Raw genomic sequence first — 18,658 nt, forward strand, 5'->3', positions numbered from 1 at the left:
AGACGACGGGATTGGATGTCGGGCCGTCCCTCGCCGATCTCAACGAGGACGTGGTGCGCTCCATCGCGGAGGGCGCGAGCCATGGCGCATAGGCTGGACCAGCGGCTCGCCAAGATGGAGGGCGGGCGGTCAGGGCCGCCGCCTTACTTCGTGGAGCTGCCAGCTGATGCTTGGGCCCACGGCAATGAGCACCTGGAACAGGTGACGGCCACCGCCATCCGGGCTCACCAGGAGCGGACGGGCTATCGCGGGCCGGTGCTGGTGGGGCCGAAGCCATGTGAGACGGAAGAGGAATGGCTGGCCGCAAATAGTGCGGGAGGCGGCCGAGGCCAGTAAAGCGGTCCGGCAGGGGCTGCGGCAGTGGTGGTGATAGCAAGGGCAGCGGGCGCCTATGCGGGGCCCGAAAATGTTCCTTCCGAGAAGCCAAAATGGATGAGGTGGCGGACTTACGACCGAATGGTCACCGAGTGGGAAGACGAGATGGTGCTTCTGGACGACCTGTTCGTGGCGGGTGTCGAGCGCCTGACAGGCCGGCTCGCAAGTAGACGTTGACGATTTTTGATTGGGAAACTGGCGTCGCGGCCGCCCTATCTCCCTGAAATTAGGCTGATTCGTTTTTCGGGAAATCCCGCGGCGCCCGGCATATGTGACGGCAATTTCTGCACCCGGGTTCAGGCTTTCGCACGGACAAGCTCACTCCCGGACGAAACCGCGGAAGACCGGCCATGATGTGCCTTGTGGACCCATTTGTGGACCGACGCCGCCGCCGCTGACGAAATATAAGAGAATTCAGATTGTTAGGGGGAGGCTCTGGCGGATGAGGTGGGATTCGAACCCACGATAGGCTTTTGACCTATACGCACTTTCCAGGCGCGCGCCATCGACCACTCGGCCACCCATCCAGCGCGGCCGCTTCCATAGGGGCACTGCCGCCCGGGGGCAAGCGCCGTCGCCGGAAAATCCGCCCCTGCACGAAGCCGCTGGACGCGACTGGCCTGCGGCGCGAACATCGTGGGACCGCCCGGCCGCAGAGTAACTTTCGCAGCCGGTCCATCGTAGAGGGAGCAGATGTCCGGCCCGCGTCGATCCTGGCACCCAGGCGGGGCATGCCATCCGCCCGCGCCTGGCTGCGGCGCGGCCTATCTGGATGTGCGATGTCGCTGGCTTCCCTCCCGTTCCCGAATTTGGCGCTCCGCCGCGTGAGCGATGCGGACGATCGCCCGGCACGCGACGCCCGCTGGGCGGGTCTCATGCAGGCCGCCCAGGGCGGCGATTCGCGTGCCTATGAGACGCTGCTGCGCGAGTGCCTGCCCCTGTTGCGCGCCATCTGCCGCCAGCGCCTGCGCGAGCCGGCCGAAGTAGAGGATGCCGTGCAGGACACGCTGCTCACGCTGCACCGCGTGCGCCACACCTATGATCCCGCGCGCCCCTTCCGCCCCTGGATCGCCGCCATCGCCGACCGGCGCGCCCTGGACCGGCTGCGCGCCCTCGCGCGGCGGCGCGGCCGCGAGGCGGATCTCGACGCGGCCGAGCATGTGGGCGTGGCGGGCGACGCCGAGGCGCGCCTGCTCTCGGCCGACCTGCGCGGCGCGGTGAAGGAGCTGCCCGAATCCCAGCGCACGGCGCTGCAGCTCACCAAGATCGAGGCGCTATCGCTGGCCGAGGCCAGCGAGCGCTCGCGCATGTCGATCGGGGCCCTGAAGGTCGCGACGCACCGTGCCGTGCAGTCGCTGCGGCGCAAGCTCGGAGGCGAGCCATGACGCAGCCGCCCCCTGAGCCGACGGAAGAGCTGGTCTCGCGCCTTGCCTGCGGGCTTCGGCCGGTGCGCCGGCTGCCCTCGCCGCTGGTGCTGCTGGGGCTGTGGACCGGCTTCTGCTTCGGCGTGATCCTGCTGGCGCTCTGGGTGCTGGGCATGCGGCACGACCTGCTGCGCGACGCCATGGGTCGCGTGGATCTGCTGCACATCCTGACGGCGGGCTGCGTGGCGCTGCTCTCCGGCTTCGCGGCCTTCCAGCTCGCCTTGCCGGACCGCGACCGGCGCTGGGCGCTGCTGCCGCTGCCGGCGGTGGCGGCCTGGCTCGCGACGATGGGTTGGGGCTGCGCATCCGACGTCGCGCGGATGGGCTGGGCCGGGCTGCGGCTGGGCGTGAGCCTGCCCTGCCTCTTCTTCATCCTCGGCCTCGGCCTGCCGATGGCGCTAGGCATCATGTGGCTGACCCGGCATGCGGCGCTGCTGCGGCCGGTGCCGGTCGCGGCGCTCGGCGGGCTCTCGGCGGCGGCCTTCGCGAGCATCGGCCTGACCCTGGTGCACGAGCTGAGAGTGACGATCATGGTGCTGGTCTGGCACGGGATCGCGGTGCTGGCCGTGACGGCGGTGGGCGCGCTGGTCGGCCCGCGGCTCATGCGGCGGGCCGATCACGTCGATCCCTCTCAGGCAGGCTGAGGCCGGCGGGCAGGGCCCGCGGCGGGGATGACCTCGGCCGCCCGCAGCGCCCACCAGACGGCGAGAAGCTGGAAGGCGAGCCGGACCCAGTAGTACCAGCCGGCCCCTGGCAGCCCGTCGACGCTCAGCCCCTGCAGCGCGTTGCGGATATTCGCGGGGAAGACGCAGACGAAATAGGTCGCGAGCAGGATCCCCGCGAGGTGCAGCAGCCGCGGGATGAGCAGGCCCTGCGCGCCGAGGATCTCGCAGAGTCCGGTGAAGAGGATGATGGCGCCCGGGCCGGGCAGGGCCTCCGGCAGCATAGACAGGTAGCGCGTGGGCATCAGCAGTTGGTCCGTCCCGAAGCAGAGCGGGGCGGCCGCCATGCCCCAGCGCATGCGGCTTGGCCCGTCCGCGAGGCCAGGGACGCCGAGGCGGCCGGCCAGGGAGGCAAGACCGGTGACGAGGGCGAGGAAGGCGAAGAACAGTATGTCGGGATGCTCCCTGGCCTATATTTACAATGTAAACTTAAATGCCAATGTGATCTATGTTAACATAATCGCAGCCCGCCACCGGCTGCCTGCGAAAGCGCCGTCCGCGCCGAACCTGCCGCATCGCCGCCCAGCTCATGGACCGGCGCTCCCCGCGCCCCCGTCTTCGCCCTTGGCGACGCGTCTTGCCCGCGCTGAAATGCCGAGGTCCTTATCAGGAATGTGACATGACGCTCTCCCGTCGTGCGGCCCTTGCCGGTCTGGCCGCGGCCCCGTTGCTCAACCCTTCGGTCCTGCGCGCCCAGGCCTGGCCGTCCCGCCCCCTGCGCCTCGTGATTCCCTTCCCGCCGGGCGGCGCCTCCGATCTCCTCGGCCGCCTCATGGCCGAGCGGATCGGCAACTTCCTCGGCCAGCCCGTTGTCGTGGAGAACCGCGGCGGCGCCGGCGGCCTCATCGCCGCCGAGTACTGCGCCCGCCAGCCCGGCGACGGCTACACGCTCTTCCAGGGCACCCAGGCGACCCAGGTCTTCAACAAATACCTCTACAACCGCCTCAACTACGACCCGGACCGCGACTTCACGCCGCTCGGCACCATCGCCTCCGTCGCCTATGTGCTGTCGGTGAATCCGCACGTCCCCGCGCGCAACGTCACCGAGCTCATCGCCTATGCCCGCGCCAATCCCGGCAAGGTGAACTACGGCTCCTCCGGCATGGGCAGCGGCATGCACCTGGCCACCCATATCTTCGCGCAGATCGCCGGCGGCGACATGGTGCACGTGCCCTATCGCGGCGCCGGCCCGGCGGTGACGGCGCTGGTCGCGGGCGAGATCCAGCTCATGGTGGATCTCGTGCCCAACTGCCTGCCGCTGGTGCGCGCGGGCTCGCTCAAGGCCTTCGCGGTGGGCCTGCCCGAGCGCACGAGCCTGCTGCCCGACACCCCCACCTTCGGCGAGTTCGGCATCACCGATTTCGACATCCCCTCCTGGTTCATGATGGTCGCGACCGGCAGCCCGCCGCCGGAGATCACCGCGCGCCTCGCCGCGGCGGTGGATGCGGCGGTGACGGATCCGAGCTTCGCGGAGCGACTCGCCACGGTGGCCGCGGCGCCGTTCCGCACGCCGCGGCCGGAACTCCCCGCCTTCCTCGCGCATGAGAACACGCGCTGGGAGCAGATCGTCCGGAGCGCCAACGTCAGGCTCGATTGAAGCGTTATGCGGGCATGGACCGGACCGCGCCGCACAGCCTGGAGGAGCTCAACCGCCTGATCGCGGAATCGCCGCCGCTCGTGCCCGGCGCGACCCGGGCGGTGCTGGGCGAGGGGCCCATCGGCGCGGCCATCGCCTTTGTCGGCGAGCAGCCGGGCGACCAGGAGGATCTCCAGGGCCGCCCCTTCGTCGGCCCGGCGGGGCAGCTCCTGCGGCAGGCCATGCGCGAAGCCGGCATCGACGAGAAGCGGACCTACATCACCAATGCCGTGAAGCACTTCAAGTTCGAGCTGCGCGGCAGGCGCCGCATCCATGCCAAGCCCTCCATGGGTGAGGTCGCGCATTACCGCTGGTGGCTGAACCTCGAGCTCGATTTCGTGAATCCGGGCCTCGTCGTAGCCCTGGGCGCCACCGCCGCGCTCGCCTTGGCCGGAAAGCCGATCCCGGTCATGAAGGCGCGCGGCGAGGCACGCTTCGGCGAGCGCCGCGGCTACATCACCGTGCATCCCTCCATGCTGCTGCGCATCCCGGATGCGGAGGGGAGGCGCGAGGCCTATGCGGCCTTCCTCGCGGATCTGAAGCGCATCCGCCAACTCGTGAACTAGAGGCCCCGCAATGAAAGAGCCGAAGGCCGGCGATGCCGTTCGCTGGGACACACCGCAGGGCGAGACCTCCGGCAAGGTCGTGCGCAAGCTCACCCGCGAGACCCGCATCAAGGGCCACGTCGCCAGGCCGACGCCCGAGACGCCGCAATTCCTCGTGAAGAGCGACAGGACCGGTGCCGAGGCCGCGCACAAGCCCGCCGAGCTGAAGAAGCGCTGACCTGTCTTGTCCTCGCGCGCCTTATGGCGAGACTGCGCGCCAACGAATCACGCCGAGGACACGACATGACGCTCCGCATCCCCCGCCGCCTGCTGCTATCAGCGCCGGCCCTGGCCCTTCCGGCCGTCGCCCGCGCGCAGACGTGGCCGACGCGCTCCATCACCATCCTCGTCCCGAATCCCCCGGGCGGCGGCAGCGACTTCGCGGCGCGGCTCTTCGTCGAGGGGCTGACCCAGGCCCTTGGCCAGCCCGTCGTCATCGACAACCGCCCCGGCGCCAACGGCAATATCGCGATCCAGGCCGCGGTGCGCGCTGCGCCCGACGGCTACACGCTGCTCATGCAGTATTCCGGCTACCACGCCGGCAACCCCGCGATGATGCGCAACCTCACCTGGGACCCGGTGCGCGACCTGCAGCCGGTCGGCATGGGGACCATGGCGCCGCACGTGATCGTCGGCGCGCCGAACCTGCCGGCCAACACCCTGCAGGAGTTCATCGCCTATGCCCGCGCCAATCCCGGCAAGGTGAACTTCGCCTCCTCCGGCAACGGCTCGATCCAGCACATCGCCGGCGAGGTGCTGGCGCGCCAGATCGGCGCGCAGATGGTGCACGTGCCCTATCGCGGTGCGGCGCCGGCCCTGCAGGACGTGGCGGGCGGCCGCGTCGAAATCTTCATCACCACGCCTTCCTCGGCGATCGGCCTCATCCAGGGCGGCCAGGTGAAGGCGCTGGCGATGGCGAGCGCGCGGCGCAGCCCGGGCCTGCCCAACGTGCCCACCACGGCCGAGGCTGGGCTGCCGAGCTTCACCATCGACGCCTGGTTCGCCTTCTTCGCGCCGATGGGCGTGCCGCAGCCCATCCTCGAGCGGCTGAACGGCGAGCTGCGCAAGCTGGCCCAGGATCCCGGCGTCCGCCGCCGCGCGGAGGAGGGCGGCGCGCAGGTGGTGCCGATGACCATCCCCGAGCTCGACGCGCTGGCGAAGCGCGAGATCGAGCAGCTGGGCAATGTCATCCGCAGCGCGAACATCACGCTGGAGTGAGCGTCAGCGAAGCGGAACTCCGTTCCGGGCCACCATGGGCTGCGACCTCTGAAGGGCGCAGCCCGCGGGTCCGGACGGGAGCCCGCTCAGGCTCCACCCTGCCATGGCTTCAAGCTGCCTTCGCCCGGTTCACCCGCGGCATCACCTCCTCGGCGAAGCGGCGCATCTCGGCCTCGAAGGGCTGGAACTGCAGCATGAAGGTCTCGATGCCGGCCTCGTGGAAGCGCTTCAGGCGCTCGGCCACCTGGTCGTAGGTGCCGACCAGCCCCGCCGCGGTGCCGCCGTTCGTGCCGACGCGCGCGGACTTCGCCATGGTCTGCTTCATCACCACGGCCTTGTCGGTGTGGACCGCCATCTTCGCGAGCTGCGGCTTGTCGAGCTCGGCCAGCATGGCCAGCCGTTCATAGGCCGCCTCGGCCTCGGCTTCCGTCTTGCGCGCGATCACGAAGGCGGACAGCCCGTAGCGCAGCGGCTGGTCCCTGCGCGGGCGCCGCGCGAGGTCGGCGATCAGCGCCTTCACGTCCTCGATCGGCTGGCCGTTGATGAACCAGACGTCGCCCTGCGCCGCCGCCAGCGCCCGGGCCGGCTCCGACTCGCCGCCGATGTAGATGCGCGGCCGTGAGCGCGTCGCCGCCTTCGGCACGATCTGCGCGCCCTGGACCTGGAAATGCTCGCCCTGGTGGTCGACCCGTTCGCCGCGCATCAGCGGCTCGACCACGGAGAGCCACTCGTCGCCCAGCGTGTAGCGCGCGTCGTGCTCGGGGAAGGGCAGGCCGGACTTGTCCATCTCGGCCTTGTTCCAGGCGTTCACCAGGTTGATGGCGAAGCGCCCGCCGCTGATCTCCTCGATCTGCAGCGCCATCTTGGCGAGGACGACCGGGTTGTAGAGCAGCGGCTTGATGGCCGCGATGATCTCGATCCGGCTGGTCAGCGCGGCCAGCGCCGCCGAGCCGGTCCAGGCCTCCAGCTCGCCCAGCGCGGGGTTGTGCGGGTTGAAGGTGTGCTGCGCGACCAGTGTGCTGTCGAAGCCCAGCCGCTCGGCCTCGAGGATCAGGTTCCTGTTGCGCTCCCAGGAGGAGTCGAAGGGCTCCTCGGGATCCTGGCGCGCGGCGCGGCTGCCATGGACCAGGGCCCAGATGCCGAAACGGGGAGGGAAGTTGGTCATGGAAGCGGTTCCCTGGGATCGTTGCGCCTGCGCGCCAGCCGTCAGGGAACCACCATTCGGCGGAGGCGGGAACCCTTTCCCGCACCCATCATTATCAGGACCGATCGGCGCGAAAGGCAGAGCCTATTGGTCTCGCGGCGGCGGAGGGGGCAAGGATGCGGCCGGGCAAGGCGCGGGTGAGGAGGCGATCGGGCCGGGGCCGGCCGCCTCAGCAGGTGAAGCAGGGTCCGGGAAAGCCGCGGCAGCAGGCGGGGCGGCAACTCGGGGAGGCGGTCATGGCGGCCAGCGCCGCCGCGAGGAGGGCGACCTTCAACGGCAGCGCCATGGCGGGCTCCCCGGCGCCGGGCGGCCGCTGCGCCGGCTCAGATGCGGTCGCCGCACCGGGCGGCGACGACGCGGCAGGTGCCCTGCGGGTCCTTGGAGCGGCACTCGGCGACCGCATCGGCCTCGGCGGCGGCCTGGCTGGCGCCCGCGCCGCCGCTGACCGAGGTGACCGTGTAGGTGTTCGGGTCGGAGGTCATGAAGAGCGCGCCCTGCGCCCGCCGCACGCCCTGGGCCACCGCGCCGCAGGCCTGGGTGAACTCGGCGATCACGCGGCAGCCGGGACCGCCGGCGGCGCAGCGCTGCTCGGCGGTGCGATGGGCGGCGAGGCGGTCGCCCTCGCCGATGACCATGCCGTAGGCGCCCGAGGGCGAGCGGGCGGCGAAGATGACGCCGTAGGTGCCCTGGGCCATCGCCACCGCCTGCACCGGCCGGCCGACGCCGGTGAACTGCTGCGGCTGCGGACGGACCTCCTGGCGGGCCATGACGGCGGTGGTGCCGCCGCCGCAGCGGATGAAGCAGGCCTGGGCCGCGGCCGGGGCGGCGCCGGAGCGCGAGGCCTGGGTGCGGCAGGCGTCGCGGCAGGATTGCGCGGCGGCGGCCTGGCGGTCGAAGGCCGGCGGCGCGGCGAAGGCCGGGGCGGCGGAGAGGAGCAGGACGGCGGTGAGCAGGATGCGGCGCATTTCGGTCTCTCCGGCTGGGCTTCGGTGAGGGTCTTTTGGGGGAGCCGGGTCGCCGGCTGATCGCACTGCGCTGCGCCATGTGTCGCGTCTGTCGTGCGGGCCTGGCAGCGAATCCGCTTCCTCTCGCGGGGTCTGGCGAGGCAGCCTCGCGTCATGCCCCTGCTGAACACGCCCCTGGCCTATGGCGGGCTGACCAAGGCCTTCCACTGGGCGACGGTCGCGATCTTCGCCTTCCAGCTCCTCTCCGCCCTGCTGATGGTGCGGATGGACGAGGGCGGGGTCGTGATCGGCCTGCGGCGCGACGACTGGTACAACTGGCACAAGACCCTCGGCCTCGTGGCGCTGCTGGTGGCGGTGGGGCGGATCTGGGTCCGGCGGGCCGGCACGCTGCCGGACTGGGCGCCGACCCTGACCGAGGCGGAGAAGCGCTTGGTGCACCGCGCGGAACAGCTGCTCTACCTCTCGATGTTCCTGATGCCGGTGAGCGGCTTCGTCTTCACCATGGCGGCCGGCTACGGCATCGAGTTCGCCGGGGCGGTGGCGCTGCCCAACCCGATCGGCCGGTGGGAGGCGCTGGGCGGGGCGGCGCGGATCGTCCACGTGGCCACGGCGATCCTGCTGGGATTTGCGCTGGCGGCGCATCTGGCGGTCGTGCTCCGGCACGTGCTGGTGCTGCGCGACGGGCTGCTGCGGCGGATGCTGCCGGGCGGTTGAGGTCGGGTTGCCTGCCCGTGGGGCGCGCATGGCGCGGCGCCGCTGCCGCCGGGCGCGGCATTCCGGGCGGCATCGACCGGCCGGGCGCCTTCGTCGCGCTTTGCCCCGGGGCGCCGCTTGGATAGTCTGTGAACATCCCGTTACCGGAGCGACACAGATGGACCGCCGCCTCTTCCTCAGCGCCGCCAGCACGGGGCTTCTCGCCGCGCCCGCCGCCCTGCGCGCGCAGAGCCTGCCCAAGATCACCATCGGCATGTCCGGCTGGACCGGCTTCGCGCCGCTGACCCTGGCCGAGCAGGCCGGCCTGTTCCGCGCCAACGGGATCGAGGTGGAGACGAAGTTCGTCCCGCAGCGCGAGCGCAACCTCGCCCTCGTCGGCGGGTCGCTGAACTGCGTCGTGACGACAGTCGACACCATGATCCTCTGGGCCAGCGCGGCGCCGCTGCAGCAGGTGCTGGTGCTCGACCGCTCGCGCGGCGGCGACGGCGTGGCGGTGCGGCCGGCGATCAATTCCTGGGCGGACATCAAGGGCAAGACCATCGCCGTGGATGGCGCGGGCACCACGCCCTATTTCGTGCTGGCCTACATGCTGCGCGAGAACGGGATGTCCATCCGCGACGTGACCGCCGCGACGCTCGCCCCGCAGCCGGCTGCCCAGGCTTTCGTGGCCGGGCAGTTCGACGGCTGCTCGACCTACGAGCCCTATCTCTCCCAGGTGCGGGCCATGGGCGCCGACAAGGGCAAGATCCTGGCGACCACGCTCGACCACCCCTGCGTGGTCGACACCCTCGCCTTCCAGCCCGCCTTCATCCAGGCCAATCCGGAGGCTGTCAGGCGCATCGTGAAGTCCTGGTACGACGCGCTGGCGATGATCAAGAGCGAGCCCGACCGCTCCTTCGAGATCATGGGCCGCCGCATCAACCAGACCGGCGAGCAGTTCAAGGCCAGCGCGCAGTTCATCGAATGGCAGGACCAGGCGATGAACAAGGCCTACGTCGCCGACGGCCTCCCGCAGTTCATGCAGAAGGCGCATCTCGTGCAGCGCGAGACCGGCGTGGTGCGGCAGGACGTGAACCTGGGCCCGCTGCTGAACACGTCCTTCCTCGGGTGAAGCCTCTCGTCCCCGTCTCCGCCGGCGCCCGGATCCTGCTGGGCGCCGGCTTCTTCGCCGTGTTCATCGCGATCTGGGCGGCGGCGACCTATTCCGGCTGGGTGCCGCCGCTCTTCCTGGCCTCGCCGGGCAAGACGCTGGTGGCCGGCTGGTCGCTGCTGACGGAGTTTGGCTTCGCGGGCGACATCGCCATCACCATCTGGCGCGTGGTGGGCGGCTTCCTGATCGCGGCGGCGATCGGCGTGCCGCTGGGGCTGATGATGGGCGCCTTCAAGCCCGTCGAGGCCTTCTTCGAGCCCTTCGTCTCCTTCGCCCGCTACCTGCCGGCCTCCGCCTTCATCCCGCTGCTGATCCTCTGGGCCGGGGTGGGGGAGGCGCAAAAGCTGTCCGTCATCTTCATCGGCTCCTTCTTCCAGATCGTCATCATGGTTGCGCTGATCGCCGGCGCCACGCGAATGGACCTGGTAGAGGCGGCCTATACCCTCGGCGCGCGGTCGCGCGGGATCGTGCGCCGCGTGATCATCCCTTCCGCCGCGCCGCAGGTGATGGAGACGCTGCGCCTCGTGCTCGGCTGGGCCTGGACCTATGTGATCGTCGCCGAGCTCATCGGCGCGACCTCGGGCATCGGCCACATGATCATGGACAGCCAGCGGCTGCTCGACACGGGGCAGATGATCTTCGGCATCGTGGTGATCGGGCTGATCGGGCTCATCACGGACTTCCTGTTCAAGGCACTGAACCGGGCGCTCTTCCCCTGGGCCGTCCTGTGAGCCGCAAGATCCTTCGCGTCGCCGGGGTCACGCGCTCCTTTCCCGGCCGCGGGAAGGCCGGGCCGACCCTCGCGCTGCAGCCGACGGACCTCTCCGCCGCGCCCGGCGAGTTCGTCGCCATCCTCGGTCCCTCCGGCTGCGGCAAGTCGACGCTGCTGCGCATCGTCGCGGGGCTCGACCAGCCGACGGCGGGCGGCGTGACGCTGGACGGCGCCGAGGTGACCGGCCCCGGCCCGGACCGCGGCATGGTGTTCCAGTCCTACACGCTGTTCCCCTGGCTGACGGTGGAGCAGAACATCCGCTTCGGCCTGGCGGAGCGCGGCCTGCCCGAGGCCGAGCAGCAGGCCATCGCCGCGCGCTTCATCGGCCGCACCGGCCTCAAGGGCTTCGAGAACCATTGGCCGCGGCAGCTCTCGGGCGGCATGCAGCAGCGCTGCGCGCTGGCCCGCGCGCTGGCGAACGACCCCGAGATCCTGCTGCTCGACGAGCCCTTCGGCGCGCTCGACCACCAGACGCGCGAGCTGATGCAGGAGCTGCTGCTGGAGATCTGGGAGGCGGATCGGAAGACCGTGCTCTTCGTCACCCACGACATCGACGAGGCGATCTTCCTCGCGAACCGCGTCATCGTCATGTCGGCGCGGCCGGGGCGCATCAAGGCCGACGTGACCGTGCCGCTGGCCTATCCGCGCGACTGGACGATGAAGACCACGCCCGAATTCGCGGCGCTCAAGGCGCAGCTGATGGGCGAGATCCGGGAAGAGGTCCGCAAGGCCGCATTGGGCTGACCCGTCGCCCGTTCCGATGGCCGGTCCAGGCGTGACCGCCTGGAATTGGTTGCATCCGGCCGGCGAAGGCGCATGATATCGATAACTATAAGGAATCAACGGGCCTGAGGCCCGATCGGGAGGAACCGGCCGTGACGTATCGACCGCCACAACGGTGGCGCCTGCACAGGCGCGCGCTCCTCGCCCTCACGGCCATCTCGGCCCCGGCCCTGCGCCTCCATGCGCAGGGGACGGCCTGGCAGCCGCAGCGCACGGTCACGCTGATCGTTCCATCCGCGCCGGGCGGGACGCTCGACGCGCTCGCCCGCTTCTTCGCGCAGGCGATGGGGCCGTCGCTCGGGCGGAGCGTGGTGGTGGAGAACGTCAGCGGCGCGGGCGGGCTCATCGGCATGCAGCGCCTCGCCCGCGCCGATCCCGACGGCCACACTCTCGTCTTCGGCAACATGGGCATCCTGGCCGCCTTCGTCGCGCTGAACCCGACCGCCGGCTACGACCCCCGGCGCGATCTCGCGCCCATCGGCCTGACGGCGCATGTGCCGATGGTGCTCGCGACCAGCCCGCGCGGCGGGGTGACCGACCTGAAGGGCCTGCTCGACCGCATCCGGGAGCGGCGGGAGGGCGCGACCTTCGGCACCGCCGGCCTCGGCACGACCAGCCATCTCGCCCCGGCGCTGCTGCTCCAGCTCACGGGGCTGAGGGCGACCCTCGTCTCCTATCGCGGCGCGGGGCCGGCGATGAACGACCTCGCGGCCGGCGTCGTGGATGCCGTGATCGACCAGACGGTGACGATGATCCCCGCGCATCGCGGCCGCACCGCCGTGGCGCTCGCAGTCAGCGGCGCGCAGCGCGTGCCGCAGATCCCGGACGTGCCGACCTTCGCGGAGGCGGGCGTGCCCGCCTTCGACCTGGTGGTCTGGAACGCCATCGCCGCGCCGCGGGACACGCCGCCGCCCATCGTCGACCGGCTCGCCATCTCGATCGAGGCGGCGCTGGGGGATGCCGAGCTGCGCCGGCGCCTGGGAGAGCTGGCCGCCATTGCGCCGGCGCCGGAGGAGCGCGGGCCGGAGGCGCTCCGCGCGCGCATCGCGGCGGATGCAGAGCGCTGGATCACCGTGGTGGAGACCGCCGGCCTGCCGCGGCAGTAGCGCCGGGGACGGGCCCTGCCGCGGGCGGCGCCCGCTTCATTCCGGCCGCGCGCTGGCGGGGATCTCCCCCCTCTTCTCCAGCCGGTCCCGGTGCAGGGACGCCCTGGCGACGAGCATCAGCGTCACCGGTGTGGTCAGGACCACGAAGATGCCGATCACGACCTCGTGGACGACGAGCCGCGTCTGCAGCACCGTGAAGAAGATCATCGAGGCCACGAGGATGCAGCCCATGCCGTAGGAGGTGCCGAGGGTCGGCGCATGCAGCCGCCCGTAGAAGCTCCGCAGCCGCAGCAGGCCGAGCGAGCCGACCAGCGTGAGGCCCGCGCCGGCCAGCAGCAGCAGCGCCACCGGCACCGCCGCGAACCAGGGAAGCTCGGCCGCCTGCGTCATCATTCGATCACCTCGCCGCGCATGAGGAACTTGGCCAGCGCCGCCGTGCTGACGAAGCCGAGCAGCGCGATCACCAGCGCCGCCTCGAAATAGACCGCCGTGCCGGCGCGGATGCCGAAGGTCACCAGCAGCAGCATCGCGTTCACGTAGAGCGTGTCGAGCCCGACCACCCGGTCCTGCGCGCGCGGCCCGCGCAGCACGCGCCAAGCCGCGCAGAGCATCGCGGCGCCGAGCATGAGCTGCGCCAGGAGGAGCGACCAGCTCAGCAGGGTCACGGTCATGCGAAGATCTCCATCAGCGGCTGCTCGTAGCGGTCCCGGACCAAGCGCACCCACTCCGCCTCGTCGCCGAGGTCGAGCACATGGAGCAGGAGCCAGCCCTCCTCGGCGTCGAACTCCACCCAGGCGGAGCCCGGCGTCGCGGTCAGGATGCAGGCCAGCACGGCCAGGGCCTGGGGCTCGCGCAGGGCGAGGGGGATCCGGATGAAGCCCGCCTGCCGGTCCCGGCGCCGCTCCAGGATGATGCGCGCCACGGCGAGGTTGGAGCGGGCGATGTCCACCAGCACCACCCCGGCCAGCCGCAGCGCGACGCCCGGGCGCCGCAGCCTGGGCCGGCCGGGGTCGAGCAGCGCCAGCGCCCAGCCGCCGAGCAGCGCGGCGGCCAGGCCGACCAGGGCCGGCCCCGGCGCGACCGTCCGGTTGAGCAGCAGCCACAGGAGGAAGAGGCTCCCCGAGACGAAGGGGTGGGGCAGCACCCGCCTCATCGCCCGCGCTCCACGATCTGGCGCACATAGTCCTGCGGCGTGTGCAGGGAGACCGCGGCCGCCTGCATATAGCGCATCACCGGCCCCGCCGCCGCGGTCATGGCGATGCAGGCGAAGAGCAGCAGCAGCACCGGCGCGATCTCGACGGCGCCGACCCGCGGCACCGCGCGGTCCGAGGTGGCCCAGATGTTGCGGATGCCGGCGCGGGCCATCGCGACGACGGTCGCGAAGCCGGAGAGGATCAGCACGGTCAGCAGGGCCCAGCCGCCGAGCGGGACCAGGGCCGGGCCCTCGGCCAGCCCCGCCGGGTTGAGGATGCCGCTCAGCATCGCGAACTTCGCGATGAAGCCCGAGAGCGGCGGCAGCCCCGCCAGCAGCAGCGCGCAGCAGAGGAAGCAGGCGCCCAGCACCGCCATGGTCGCGGGGATCGGGACGCCGGTCGCGTCGTCGTCCTCGTCCTCCTCCTCGCCGTCGCCGAAGGCCTCGAGCGTCACGGCCAGGACGTCGGCGCCCACCTCGCGGCCCCGCTCCAGCAGCTCGATCAGCAGGAAGAAGGCGCCGATCGCGAGCGCCGAGCTCGCGAGGTAGAAGAGCGCCCCGCCTGTCACGGCGACCTGTCCCGCACCGATGGCCGCGAGCAGCGTGCCGGAGGAGATGAGCACGCTGCCGCCGGCCAGCCGCGGCAGGTCCTGCGTGGCGAGCACGCTGACCGCGCCGAAGACGATGGTCGCGATGCCGCCCGCCATCAGCCAGGTCCCGCCGAAGCCGGCGGAGGCGCCGGTCTCCGGCCCGAAGAGCAGCAGCACGAGCCGCAGCACGGCGTAGATGCCGACCTTGCTCATCATGGAGAAGATCGCGGCCGAGGGCGGGCTGGCGGCCGCGTAGGTCGGCATCAGCCAGAAGCCGAGCGGCCACATCGCGGCCTTGGCGAGGAAGGCGATGCCGAGGATGGCCGCGCCCGCCTCCAGCAGCGGCCGGTTCGCGGCGGGCATGGCGGGGATGCGGGCGGCGAGGTCGGCCATGTTCAGCGTGCCGGCCACGCCATAGATCATGCTGACGCCGATCAGGAAGAGCAGCGACGCCGCCAGGTTGATCGAGATGTAGTGCAGCCCCGCCTTCACCCGCGCCACGCCCGAGCCGTGCAGCGCGAGCCCGTAGGAGGCGGCCAGCAGCACCTCGAAGAAGACGAAGAGGTTGAAGAGGTCGCCGGTCAGAAAGGCGCCGTTCAGCCCCATCAGCTGGAACTGCAGCAGCGCGTGGAAATGTGCGCCCATCCGCTGCCAGCGCGGCAGGGCGTAGAGCAGCGCGGCGAGGCCCAGCAGCGAGGTCAGGACCAGCAGCAGGGCGGAGAGCCGGTCCAGCATCAGGACGATGCCGAAGCTCGCCGGCCAGTTGCCCAGGCGGTAGACGCCGATCGCCGTGCCGCCCGCATGCGCTTTGAGCGCAAGGATCACGGCGACGCCGAGCATGGCGAGGATGGAGGCGATGCCCATCGCCGCCTTCAGCCGCGACCGGTGCTCGTCCAGCGCGACCATGATCGCGCCGACGATCAGCGGCAGCGCGATGGGCAGGATCATGAGGTGCTGCGGCCAGCCGGTCATCGTGGCGGCCTCCCGTCCACATGGTCGCCGCCGGTCAGGCCGCGGGCTGCCAGCATGACGACCAGGAACAGCGCCGTGGTGGCGAAGCCGATCACGATCGCCGTCAGCACCAGCGATTGCGGCAGCGGATCGGCGAAGACGGCGGGATCGCCCGAGGTGCCCGGCTCCAGGATGGGCGGCGCGCCGATCGGGAAGCGGCCCATGCTGAAGATGAAGAGGTTCACCGCGTAGGAAAGCAGCGAGAGCCCGATGATGAGCTGGAAGGTGCGGGGCCGCATGAGCAGCCACACGCCCGAGCCGCCCAGGATGCCGATGGCGAGCGCCAGGATGAGTTCCATCAGTCTTCTCCCACCCGGGCGAGGGTCTCGGGCGGCAGGGGCGGCGCCGCGCGCTGGCTGCGCACGGACTGGTGCGCGAGCGCGATGAGCATCAGCACCGTTGCCCCGAAGACCAAGGCGAAGACGCCGAGGTCGAAGATGACCGCGCTCGCCAGCGGCAGCTTCCCGAGCACGCCAAGATCCGCATAGGCGAAGTAGGAGGTCAGGAAGGGCTTGCCGAAGGCGATCGCCGCGGCCCCCGTGCCGGCGGAGAGCAGCAGCCCGATCCCCATCCAGCGCAGCGGCAGCACGCGCAGATGGTCCTCCACCCAGCGTGTCCCGCCGGCCATGTACTGCAGCAGGATGCCGATCGCGAGCATGAGCCCGGCCGCGAAGCCGCCGCCGGGCTGGTCGTGCCCGCGCAGCAGCAGGTAGATCGCGACCGCGAGGATGACCGGGAAGAGCAGGCGCATGGTCACGGCCGGGATCAGCAGCCAGTCGCGCGCCTCGCCCTGCTGCTGGTCGGGCACGCCGACGCTCTCCGGGGCGGGGCGGAAGCGGCGCAGCAGGGCGAAGACCGTCAGCGCCACGACGCCGAGCACGGTGATCTCGCCCAGCGTGTCGAAGCCGCGGAAGTCCACGAGGATCACGTTCACCACGTTGGTGCCACCGCCCTCGGTATAGGCGCGCTCCAGGAAATGGCGGGAGATGCCCTCGGGCGAGGCGCGGGTCATGGTGGCGTAGGAGACCGCCGTGAGCCCGGCGCCGGCGGCGACGGCGATGACGAAGTCGCGCAGCCGGCGCAGCCGGGCCAGCAGCTCGCCGGAGCTCGCGGCCTCGATCCGCCGCGGCAGCCAGCGCAGGCCGAGCAGCAGCAGCACGCCGGTCACGATCTCGACCAGCAGCTGGGTGAGCGCGAGGTCGGGCGCGGAGAACCAGACGAAGGTGAGGCAGGTGATCAGCCCGGTGCCGCCCAGCAGGACCACCGCGGCGAGCCGGTGGTACTTGGCCTGGTAGGCCGCGGCGACGGCGCAGGCGCCGCCGACCAGCCACATCAGCGCGACCACGGGATCGACGGGGGTGAGCCTCACCTCGCCCGCCCTCAGGCCATGCGGCAGCAGCGCCAGGGCGGCGGCGAGAAAGGCGACGCAGACCATGAGGCGCAGCTGCATCTGCAGCCGGTCGGTGGCCATCCACCGCTCGAGCGCGCGGGCGAAGCGCCAGGAGAGGAAGACCATCACCTGGTCGAAGACGCGGCGGCCGTCCAGGCCGCTCAGTAGCGGGGTGCCGTCGATGCCGGCGTTCAGGTGCCGGAACAGCAGGCGGTAGAGCGCGACGCCGCCGGCCAGTGCGACGAGGCTCATCGCGAGCGGCAGGTTGAAGCCGTGCCAGACCGCGAGGCTGTACTCCGGCGTGGCGTCGCCGAGGATCGACCGGACCGCGATGTCGAGCAGCGGGCCGATGGTCGCGGCCGGCAGGATGCCGACGACCATGCAGGTGAAGACCAGGACCTCGACGGGCACGCGCATGAACTGCGGCGGCTCGTGCGGGTGCTTCGGCAGGTCGTCCGTCTCGGGGCCGAAGAAGGCGCCGTGGATGAAGCGCAGCGAATAGGTGACGGCGAAGATGCTCGCGATGGTCGCCGCGGCGGGCAGGATGACCTGCACCATGACCGGCATGGTCGTCGCGGTGAGCGCCTCGGTGAAGAACATCTCCTTGGAGATGAAGCCGTTGAGCAGCGGCACGCCTGCCATGGCGGCGGCCGCCACCAGCGCAAGGCGCGCGGTGAAGGGCATCGACTGGTTGAGGCCCGAGAGCCGCCGGATGTCGCGCGTGCCCGTCTCGTGGTCGATGATCCCCGCCGCCATGAAGAGCGAGGCCTTGAAGGTCGCGTGGTTCATCGTGTGGAAGACGGCGGCCACCATGGCGAGGTCGCTGTTCAGGCTCAGCAGCAGCGTGATCAGGCCCAGATGGCTGATGGTCGAATAGGCCAGCAGCGCCTTCAGGTCATGCTGGAAGATGGCAACATAGGCACCCAGCAGCAGGGTGATCAGGCCGACCGGGCAGAGGATCCAGAACCAGGCATCCGTCCCGGCCATGACCGGCCAGAGCCGCGCCATGAGGAAGATGCCGGCCTTCACCAGCGTTGCCGAGTGCAGGTAGGCCGAGACCGGGGTCGGCGCCGCCATGGCGTGCGGCAGCCAGAAGTGGAAGGGGAACTGCGCGCTCTTCGTCATGGCGCCCAGCAGGATCAGGACCAGCGCCACCAGGTAGAGCGGATGCTCGCGGATCGCGTCGCCCGCGCCCAGCACGGCGTCGAGGTCGTAGCTGCCGACGATGTGGCCCAGCACCAGCATGCCCGCGAAGAGGGCGAGGCCGCCGCCCGCGGTGACGGTCAGCGCCATGCGCGCGCCGTCGCGGGCCGCGGCGTTGTTCTGCCAGTAGCCGATCAGCAGGAAGGAGAAGAGGCTGGTCAGCTCCCAGAAGAAGACCAGCTGGATCAGGTTGCCCGAGAGCACCAGCCCCATCATCGAGCCCATGAAGGCGAGCAGGAAGGCGAAGAAGCGCGGGATCGGATCGTCCGGTGACATGTAGTAGCGGGCGTAGAGCACGATCAGGAAGCCGATGCCCGAGACCATCATGGCGAAGGCGGCGGCGAAGCCGTCCATCCGCAGGACGAAGGACAGGCCGAGCTCCGGCACCCAGGGGATCTCGAAGCGCGGAATCCGTCCGGCCGCCGTGGACGAATAGGCCAGGATCACCATCACCAGCGTCAGCAGCGCCACGGCCCCGGCCAGCCAGGCCTCCAGCCGGGCGCTCTGGGGCAGCATCGTCGCGACCAGGGCACCGAGAAAGGGAAGCAGGACCGCGGCGATGAGGTAGAGGGTGTCTGGCATCCTTGCCGGGCTCTCC

The 18,658-nt window shown here is 71.0% G+C and carries 20 protein-coding genes and 1 tRNA gene; 11 read left to right on the plus strand and 10 right to left on the minus strand.

Features of this window, described 5'->3' with window-relative positions; translation table 11 throughout:
• Window positions 1–811: 811 nt before the first annotated feature.
• Window positions 812–902, minus strand: a tRNA-Ser gene (locus tag AC1ROY_RS22810).
• Window positions 903–1,199: 297 nt separating this feature from the next.
• On the opposite strand from AC1ROY_RS22810, the gene AC1ROY_RS22815 reads away from it, so the two are divergent.
• Together AC1ROY_RS22815 and AC1ROY_RS22820 are read left to right on the plus strand one after the other, a co-directional pair.
• A complete protein-coding gene (locus AC1ROY_RS22815; RefSeq protein ID WP_493151195.1) occupies window positions 1,200–1,760 on the plus strand; it encodes a sigma-70 family RNA polymerase sigma factor in 561 nt (186 codons plus the stop codon).
• Window positions 1,757–2,443 carry an NrsF family protein gene (locus AC1ROY_RS22820; RefSeq protein WP_493151196.1) on the plus strand — a complete coding sequence of 229 codons (687 nt, stop codon included), beginning with the start codon at window positions 1,757–1,759 and terminating at the stop codon, window positions 2,441–2,443. The genes AC1ROY_RS22815 and AC1ROY_RS22820 overlap by 4 nt, the downstream gene beginning before the upstream one ends.
• Here the strand turns inward: AC1ROY_RS22820 and AC1ROY_RS22825 are convergent.
• Window positions 2,431–2,820 (minus strand): DoxX family protein, encoded by a 390-nt coding sequence (locus AC1ROY_RS22825; protein ID WP_493151197.1) that lies wholly within the window; start codon window positions 2,818–2,820, stop codon window positions 2,431–2,433. The two genes, AC1ROY_RS22820 and AC1ROY_RS22825, sit on opposite strands and share 13 nt — an antisense overlap.
• 320 nt (window positions 2,821–3,140) lie before the next feature.
• Between AC1ROY_RS22825 and AC1ROY_RS22830 the strand changes: the two genes are divergently transcribed.
• The 4 genes from AC1ROY_RS22830 (at window position 3,141) to AC1ROY_RS22845 (ending at window position 5,980) form a co-directional block, all read left to right on the plus strand.
• Entirely contained in the window at window positions 3,141–4,118 is a 978-nt protein-coding gene (locus AC1ROY_RS22830; protein WP_493151198.1) for a Bug family tripartite tricarboxylate transporter substrate binding protein, read from the plus strand.
• 14 nt (window positions 4,119–4,132) lie between these two features.
• Window positions 4,133–4,723: a UdgX family uracil-DNA binding protein gene (locus AC1ROY_RS22835; protein ID WP_493151199.1), complete on the plus strand. Its 591-nt coding sequence runs from the start codon at window positions 4,133–4,135 to the stop codon at window positions 4,721–4,723.
• A 10-nt stretch (window positions 4,724–4,733) separates the two neighbouring features.
• On the plus strand, window positions 4,734–4,940 hold the full coding sequence (locus AC1ROY_RS22840; protein WP_493151200.1) for a hypervirulence associated TUDOR domain-containing protein: 207 nt from the start codon (window positions 4,734–4,736) through the stop codon (window positions 4,938–4,940).
• 65 nt (window positions 4,941–5,005) lie between these two features.
• Entirely contained in the window at window positions 5,006–5,980 is a 975-nt protein-coding gene (locus AC1ROY_RS22845; protein ID WP_493151201.1) for a Bug family tripartite tricarboxylate transporter substrate binding protein, read from the plus strand.
• 109 nt (window positions 5,981–6,089) lie between these two features.
• Here the strand turns inward: AC1ROY_RS22845 and AC1ROY_RS22850 are convergent, their stop codons facing one another.
• Entirely contained in the window at window positions 6,090–7,145 is a 1,056-nt protein-coding gene (locus AC1ROY_RS22850; protein WP_493151202.1) for an LLM class flavin-dependent oxidoreductase, read from the minus strand.
• Between the two features lie 362 nt (window positions 7,146–7,507).
• Window positions 7,508–8,149 carry a DUF4189 domain-containing protein gene (locus AC1ROY_RS22855; protein ID WP_493151203.1) on the minus strand — a complete coding sequence of 214 codons (642 nt, stop codon included), beginning with the start codon at window positions 8,147–8,149 and terminating at the stop codon, window positions 7,508–7,510.
• 153 nt (window positions 8,150–8,302) lie between these two features.
• Here AC1ROY_RS22855 and AC1ROY_RS22860 point away from each other — a divergent pair, with 153 nt between their 5' ends.
• The 5 genes from AC1ROY_RS22860 (at window position 8,303) to AC1ROY_RS22880 (ending at window position 12,674) form a co-directional block, all read left to right on the plus strand.
• Window positions 8,303–8,863, plus strand: coding sequence for a cytochrome b (locus AC1ROY_RS22860; protein WP_493151204.1), 561 nt, complete (start codon window positions 8,303–8,305; stop codon window positions 8,861–8,863).
• Between the two features lie 157 nt (window positions 8,864–9,020).
• The gene (locus AC1ROY_RS22865) at window positions 9,021–9,974 is read left to right on the plus strand and encodes an ABC transporter substrate-binding protein (protein ID WP_493151205.1); all 954 of its coding nucleotides are present in this window, start codon (window positions 9,021–9,023) and stop codon (window positions 9,972–9,974) included.
• Window positions 9,971–10,744, plus strand: a complete 774-nt coding sequence (locus AC1ROY_RS22870) for an ABC transporter permease (RefSeq protein WP_493151206.1) — start codon at window positions 9,971–9,973, stop codon at window positions 10,742–10,744. The genes AC1ROY_RS22865 and AC1ROY_RS22870 overlap by 4 nt, the downstream gene beginning before the upstream one ends.
• Window positions 10,741–11,529 carry an ABC transporter ATP-binding protein gene (locus AC1ROY_RS22875; protein ID WP_493151207.1) on the plus strand — a complete coding sequence of 263 codons (789 nt, stop codon included), beginning with the start codon at window positions 10,741–10,743 and terminating at the stop codon, window positions 11,527–11,529. Before AC1ROY_RS22870 ends, AC1ROY_RS22875 begins: the two co-directional genes overlap by 4 nt.
• A 131-nt stretch (window positions 11,530–11,660) precedes the next feature.
• The gene (locus AC1ROY_RS22880; protein WP_493151208.1) at window positions 11,661–12,674 is read left to right on the plus strand and encodes a Bug family tripartite tricarboxylate transporter substrate binding protein; all 1,014 of its coding nucleotides are present in this window, start codon (window positions 11,661–11,663) and stop codon (window positions 12,672–12,674) included.
• A gap of 36 nt (window positions 12,675–12,710) precedes the next feature.
• Here the strand turns inward: AC1ROY_RS22880 and mnhG are convergent, their stop codons facing one another.
• From mnhG to AC1ROY_RS22910, 6 genes are read right to left on the minus strand one after another with little or no spacing between them, the layout of a single operon-like run.
• Window positions 12,711–13,067, minus strand: a complete 357-nt coding sequence (gene mnhG, locus AC1ROY_RS22885) for a monovalent cation/H(+) antiporter subunit G (protein WP_493151209.1) — start codon at window positions 13,065–13,067, stop codon at window positions 12,711–12,713.
• Complete coding sequence (locus AC1ROY_RS22890) at window positions 13,064–13,345, minus strand: K+/H+ antiporter subunit F (protein ID WP_493151210.1); 282 nt, start codon at window positions 13,343–13,345, stop codon at window positions 13,064–13,066. The genes mnhG and AC1ROY_RS22890 overlap by 4 nt, the downstream gene beginning before the upstream one ends.
• Window positions 13,342–13,827, minus strand: a complete 486-nt coding sequence (locus AC1ROY_RS22895) for a Na+/H+ antiporter subunit E (protein WP_493151211.1) — start codon at window positions 13,825–13,827, stop codon at window positions 13,342–13,344. The genes AC1ROY_RS22890 and AC1ROY_RS22895 overlap by 4 nt, the downstream gene beginning before the upstream one ends.
• Window positions 13,824–15,428, minus strand: coding sequence for a monovalent cation/H+ antiporter subunit D (locus tag AC1ROY_RS22900; RefSeq protein ID WP_493151212.1), 1,605 nt, complete (start codon window positions 15,426–15,428; stop codon window positions 13,824–13,826). Before AC1ROY_RS22900 ends, AC1ROY_RS22895 begins: the two co-directional genes overlap by 4 nt.
• Window positions 15,425–15,766 (minus strand): Na+/H+ antiporter subunit C, encoded by a 342-nt coding sequence (locus tag AC1ROY_RS22905; RefSeq protein ID WP_493151213.1) that lies wholly within the window; start codon window positions 15,764–15,766, stop codon window positions 15,425–15,427. The genes AC1ROY_RS22900 and AC1ROY_RS22905 overlap by 4 nt, the downstream gene beginning before the upstream one ends.
• Window positions 15,766–18,642, minus strand: a complete 2,877-nt coding sequence (locus AC1ROY_RS22910) for a monovalent cation/H+ antiporter subunit A (RefSeq protein ID WP_493151214.1) — start codon at window positions 18,640–18,642, stop codon at window positions 15,766–15,768. The genes AC1ROY_RS22905 and AC1ROY_RS22910 overlap by 1 nt, the downstream gene beginning before the upstream one ends.
• Between the last annotated feature and the right edge of the window lie 16 nt (window positions 18,643–18,658).

The sequence above is a fragment of the Roseococcus sp. GW821-FHT12F05 genome, assembly GCF_058806835.1.

Coding starts and splice junctions, on each gene's coding strand:
- mnhG (WP_493151209.1), bottom strand. CDS start 13,067: ATGATGACGCAGGCGGCCGAGCTTCCCTGGTTCGCGGCGGTGCCGGTG.
- AC1ROY_RS22905 (WP_493151213.1), bottom strand. CDS start 15,766: ATGGAACTCATCCTGGCGCTCGCCATCGGCATCCTGGGCGGCTCGGGC.
- AC1ROY_RS22860 (WP_493151204.1), top strand. CDS start 8,303: ATGCCCCTGCTGAACACGCCCCTGGCCTATGGCGGGCTGACCAAGGCC.
- AC1ROY_RS22890 (WP_493151210.1), bottom strand. CDS start 13,345: ATGACCGTGACCCTGCTGAGCTGGTCGCTCCTCCTGGCGCAGCTCATG.
- AC1ROY_RS22850 (WP_493151202.1), bottom strand. CDS start 7,145: ATGACCAACTTCCCTCCCCGTTTCGGCATCTGGGCCCTGGTCCATGGC.
- AC1ROY_RS22910 (WP_493151214.1), bottom strand. CDS start 18,642: ATGCCAGACACCCTCTACCTCATCGCCGCGGTCCTGCTTCCCTTTCTC.
- AC1ROY_RS22830 (WP_493151198.1), top strand. CDS start 3,141: ATGACGCTCTCCCGTCGTGCGGCCCTTGCCGGTCTGGCCGCGGCCCCG.
- AC1ROY_RS22835 (WP_493151199.1), top strand. CDS start 4,133: ATGGACCGGACCGCGCCGCACAGCCTGGAGGAGCTCAACCGCCTGATC.
- AC1ROY_RS22900 (WP_493151212.1), bottom strand. CDS start 15,428: ATGACCGGCTGGCCGCAGCACCTCATGATCCTGCCCATCGCGCTGCCG.
- AC1ROY_RS22845 (WP_493151201.1), top strand. CDS start 5,006: ATGACGCTCCGCATCCCCCGCCGCCTGCTGCTATCAGCGCCGGCCCTG.
- AC1ROY_RS22840 (WP_493151200.1), top strand. CDS start 4,734: ATGAAAGAGCCGAAGGCCGGCGATGCCGTTCGCTGGGACACACCGCAG.
- AC1ROY_RS22820 (WP_493151196.1), top strand. CDS start 1,757: ATGACGCAGCCGCCCCCTGAGCCGACGGAAGAGCTGGTCTCGCGCCTT.
- AC1ROY_RS22825 (WP_493151197.1), bottom strand. CDS start 2,820: ATGCGCTGGGGCATGGCGGCCGCCCCGCTCTGCTTCGGGACGGACCAA.
- AC1ROY_RS22865 (WP_493151205.1), top strand. CDS start 9,021: ATGGACCGCCGCCTCTTCCTCAGCGCCGCCAGCACGGGGCTTCTCGCC.
- AC1ROY_RS22855 (WP_493151203.1), bottom strand. CDS start 8,149: ATGCGCCGCATCCTGCTCACCGCCGTCCTGCTCCTCTCCGCCGCCCCG.
- AC1ROY_RS22895 (WP_493151211.1), bottom strand. CDS start 13,827: ATGAGGCGGGTGCTGCCCCACCCCTTCGTCTCGGGGAGCCTCTTCCTC.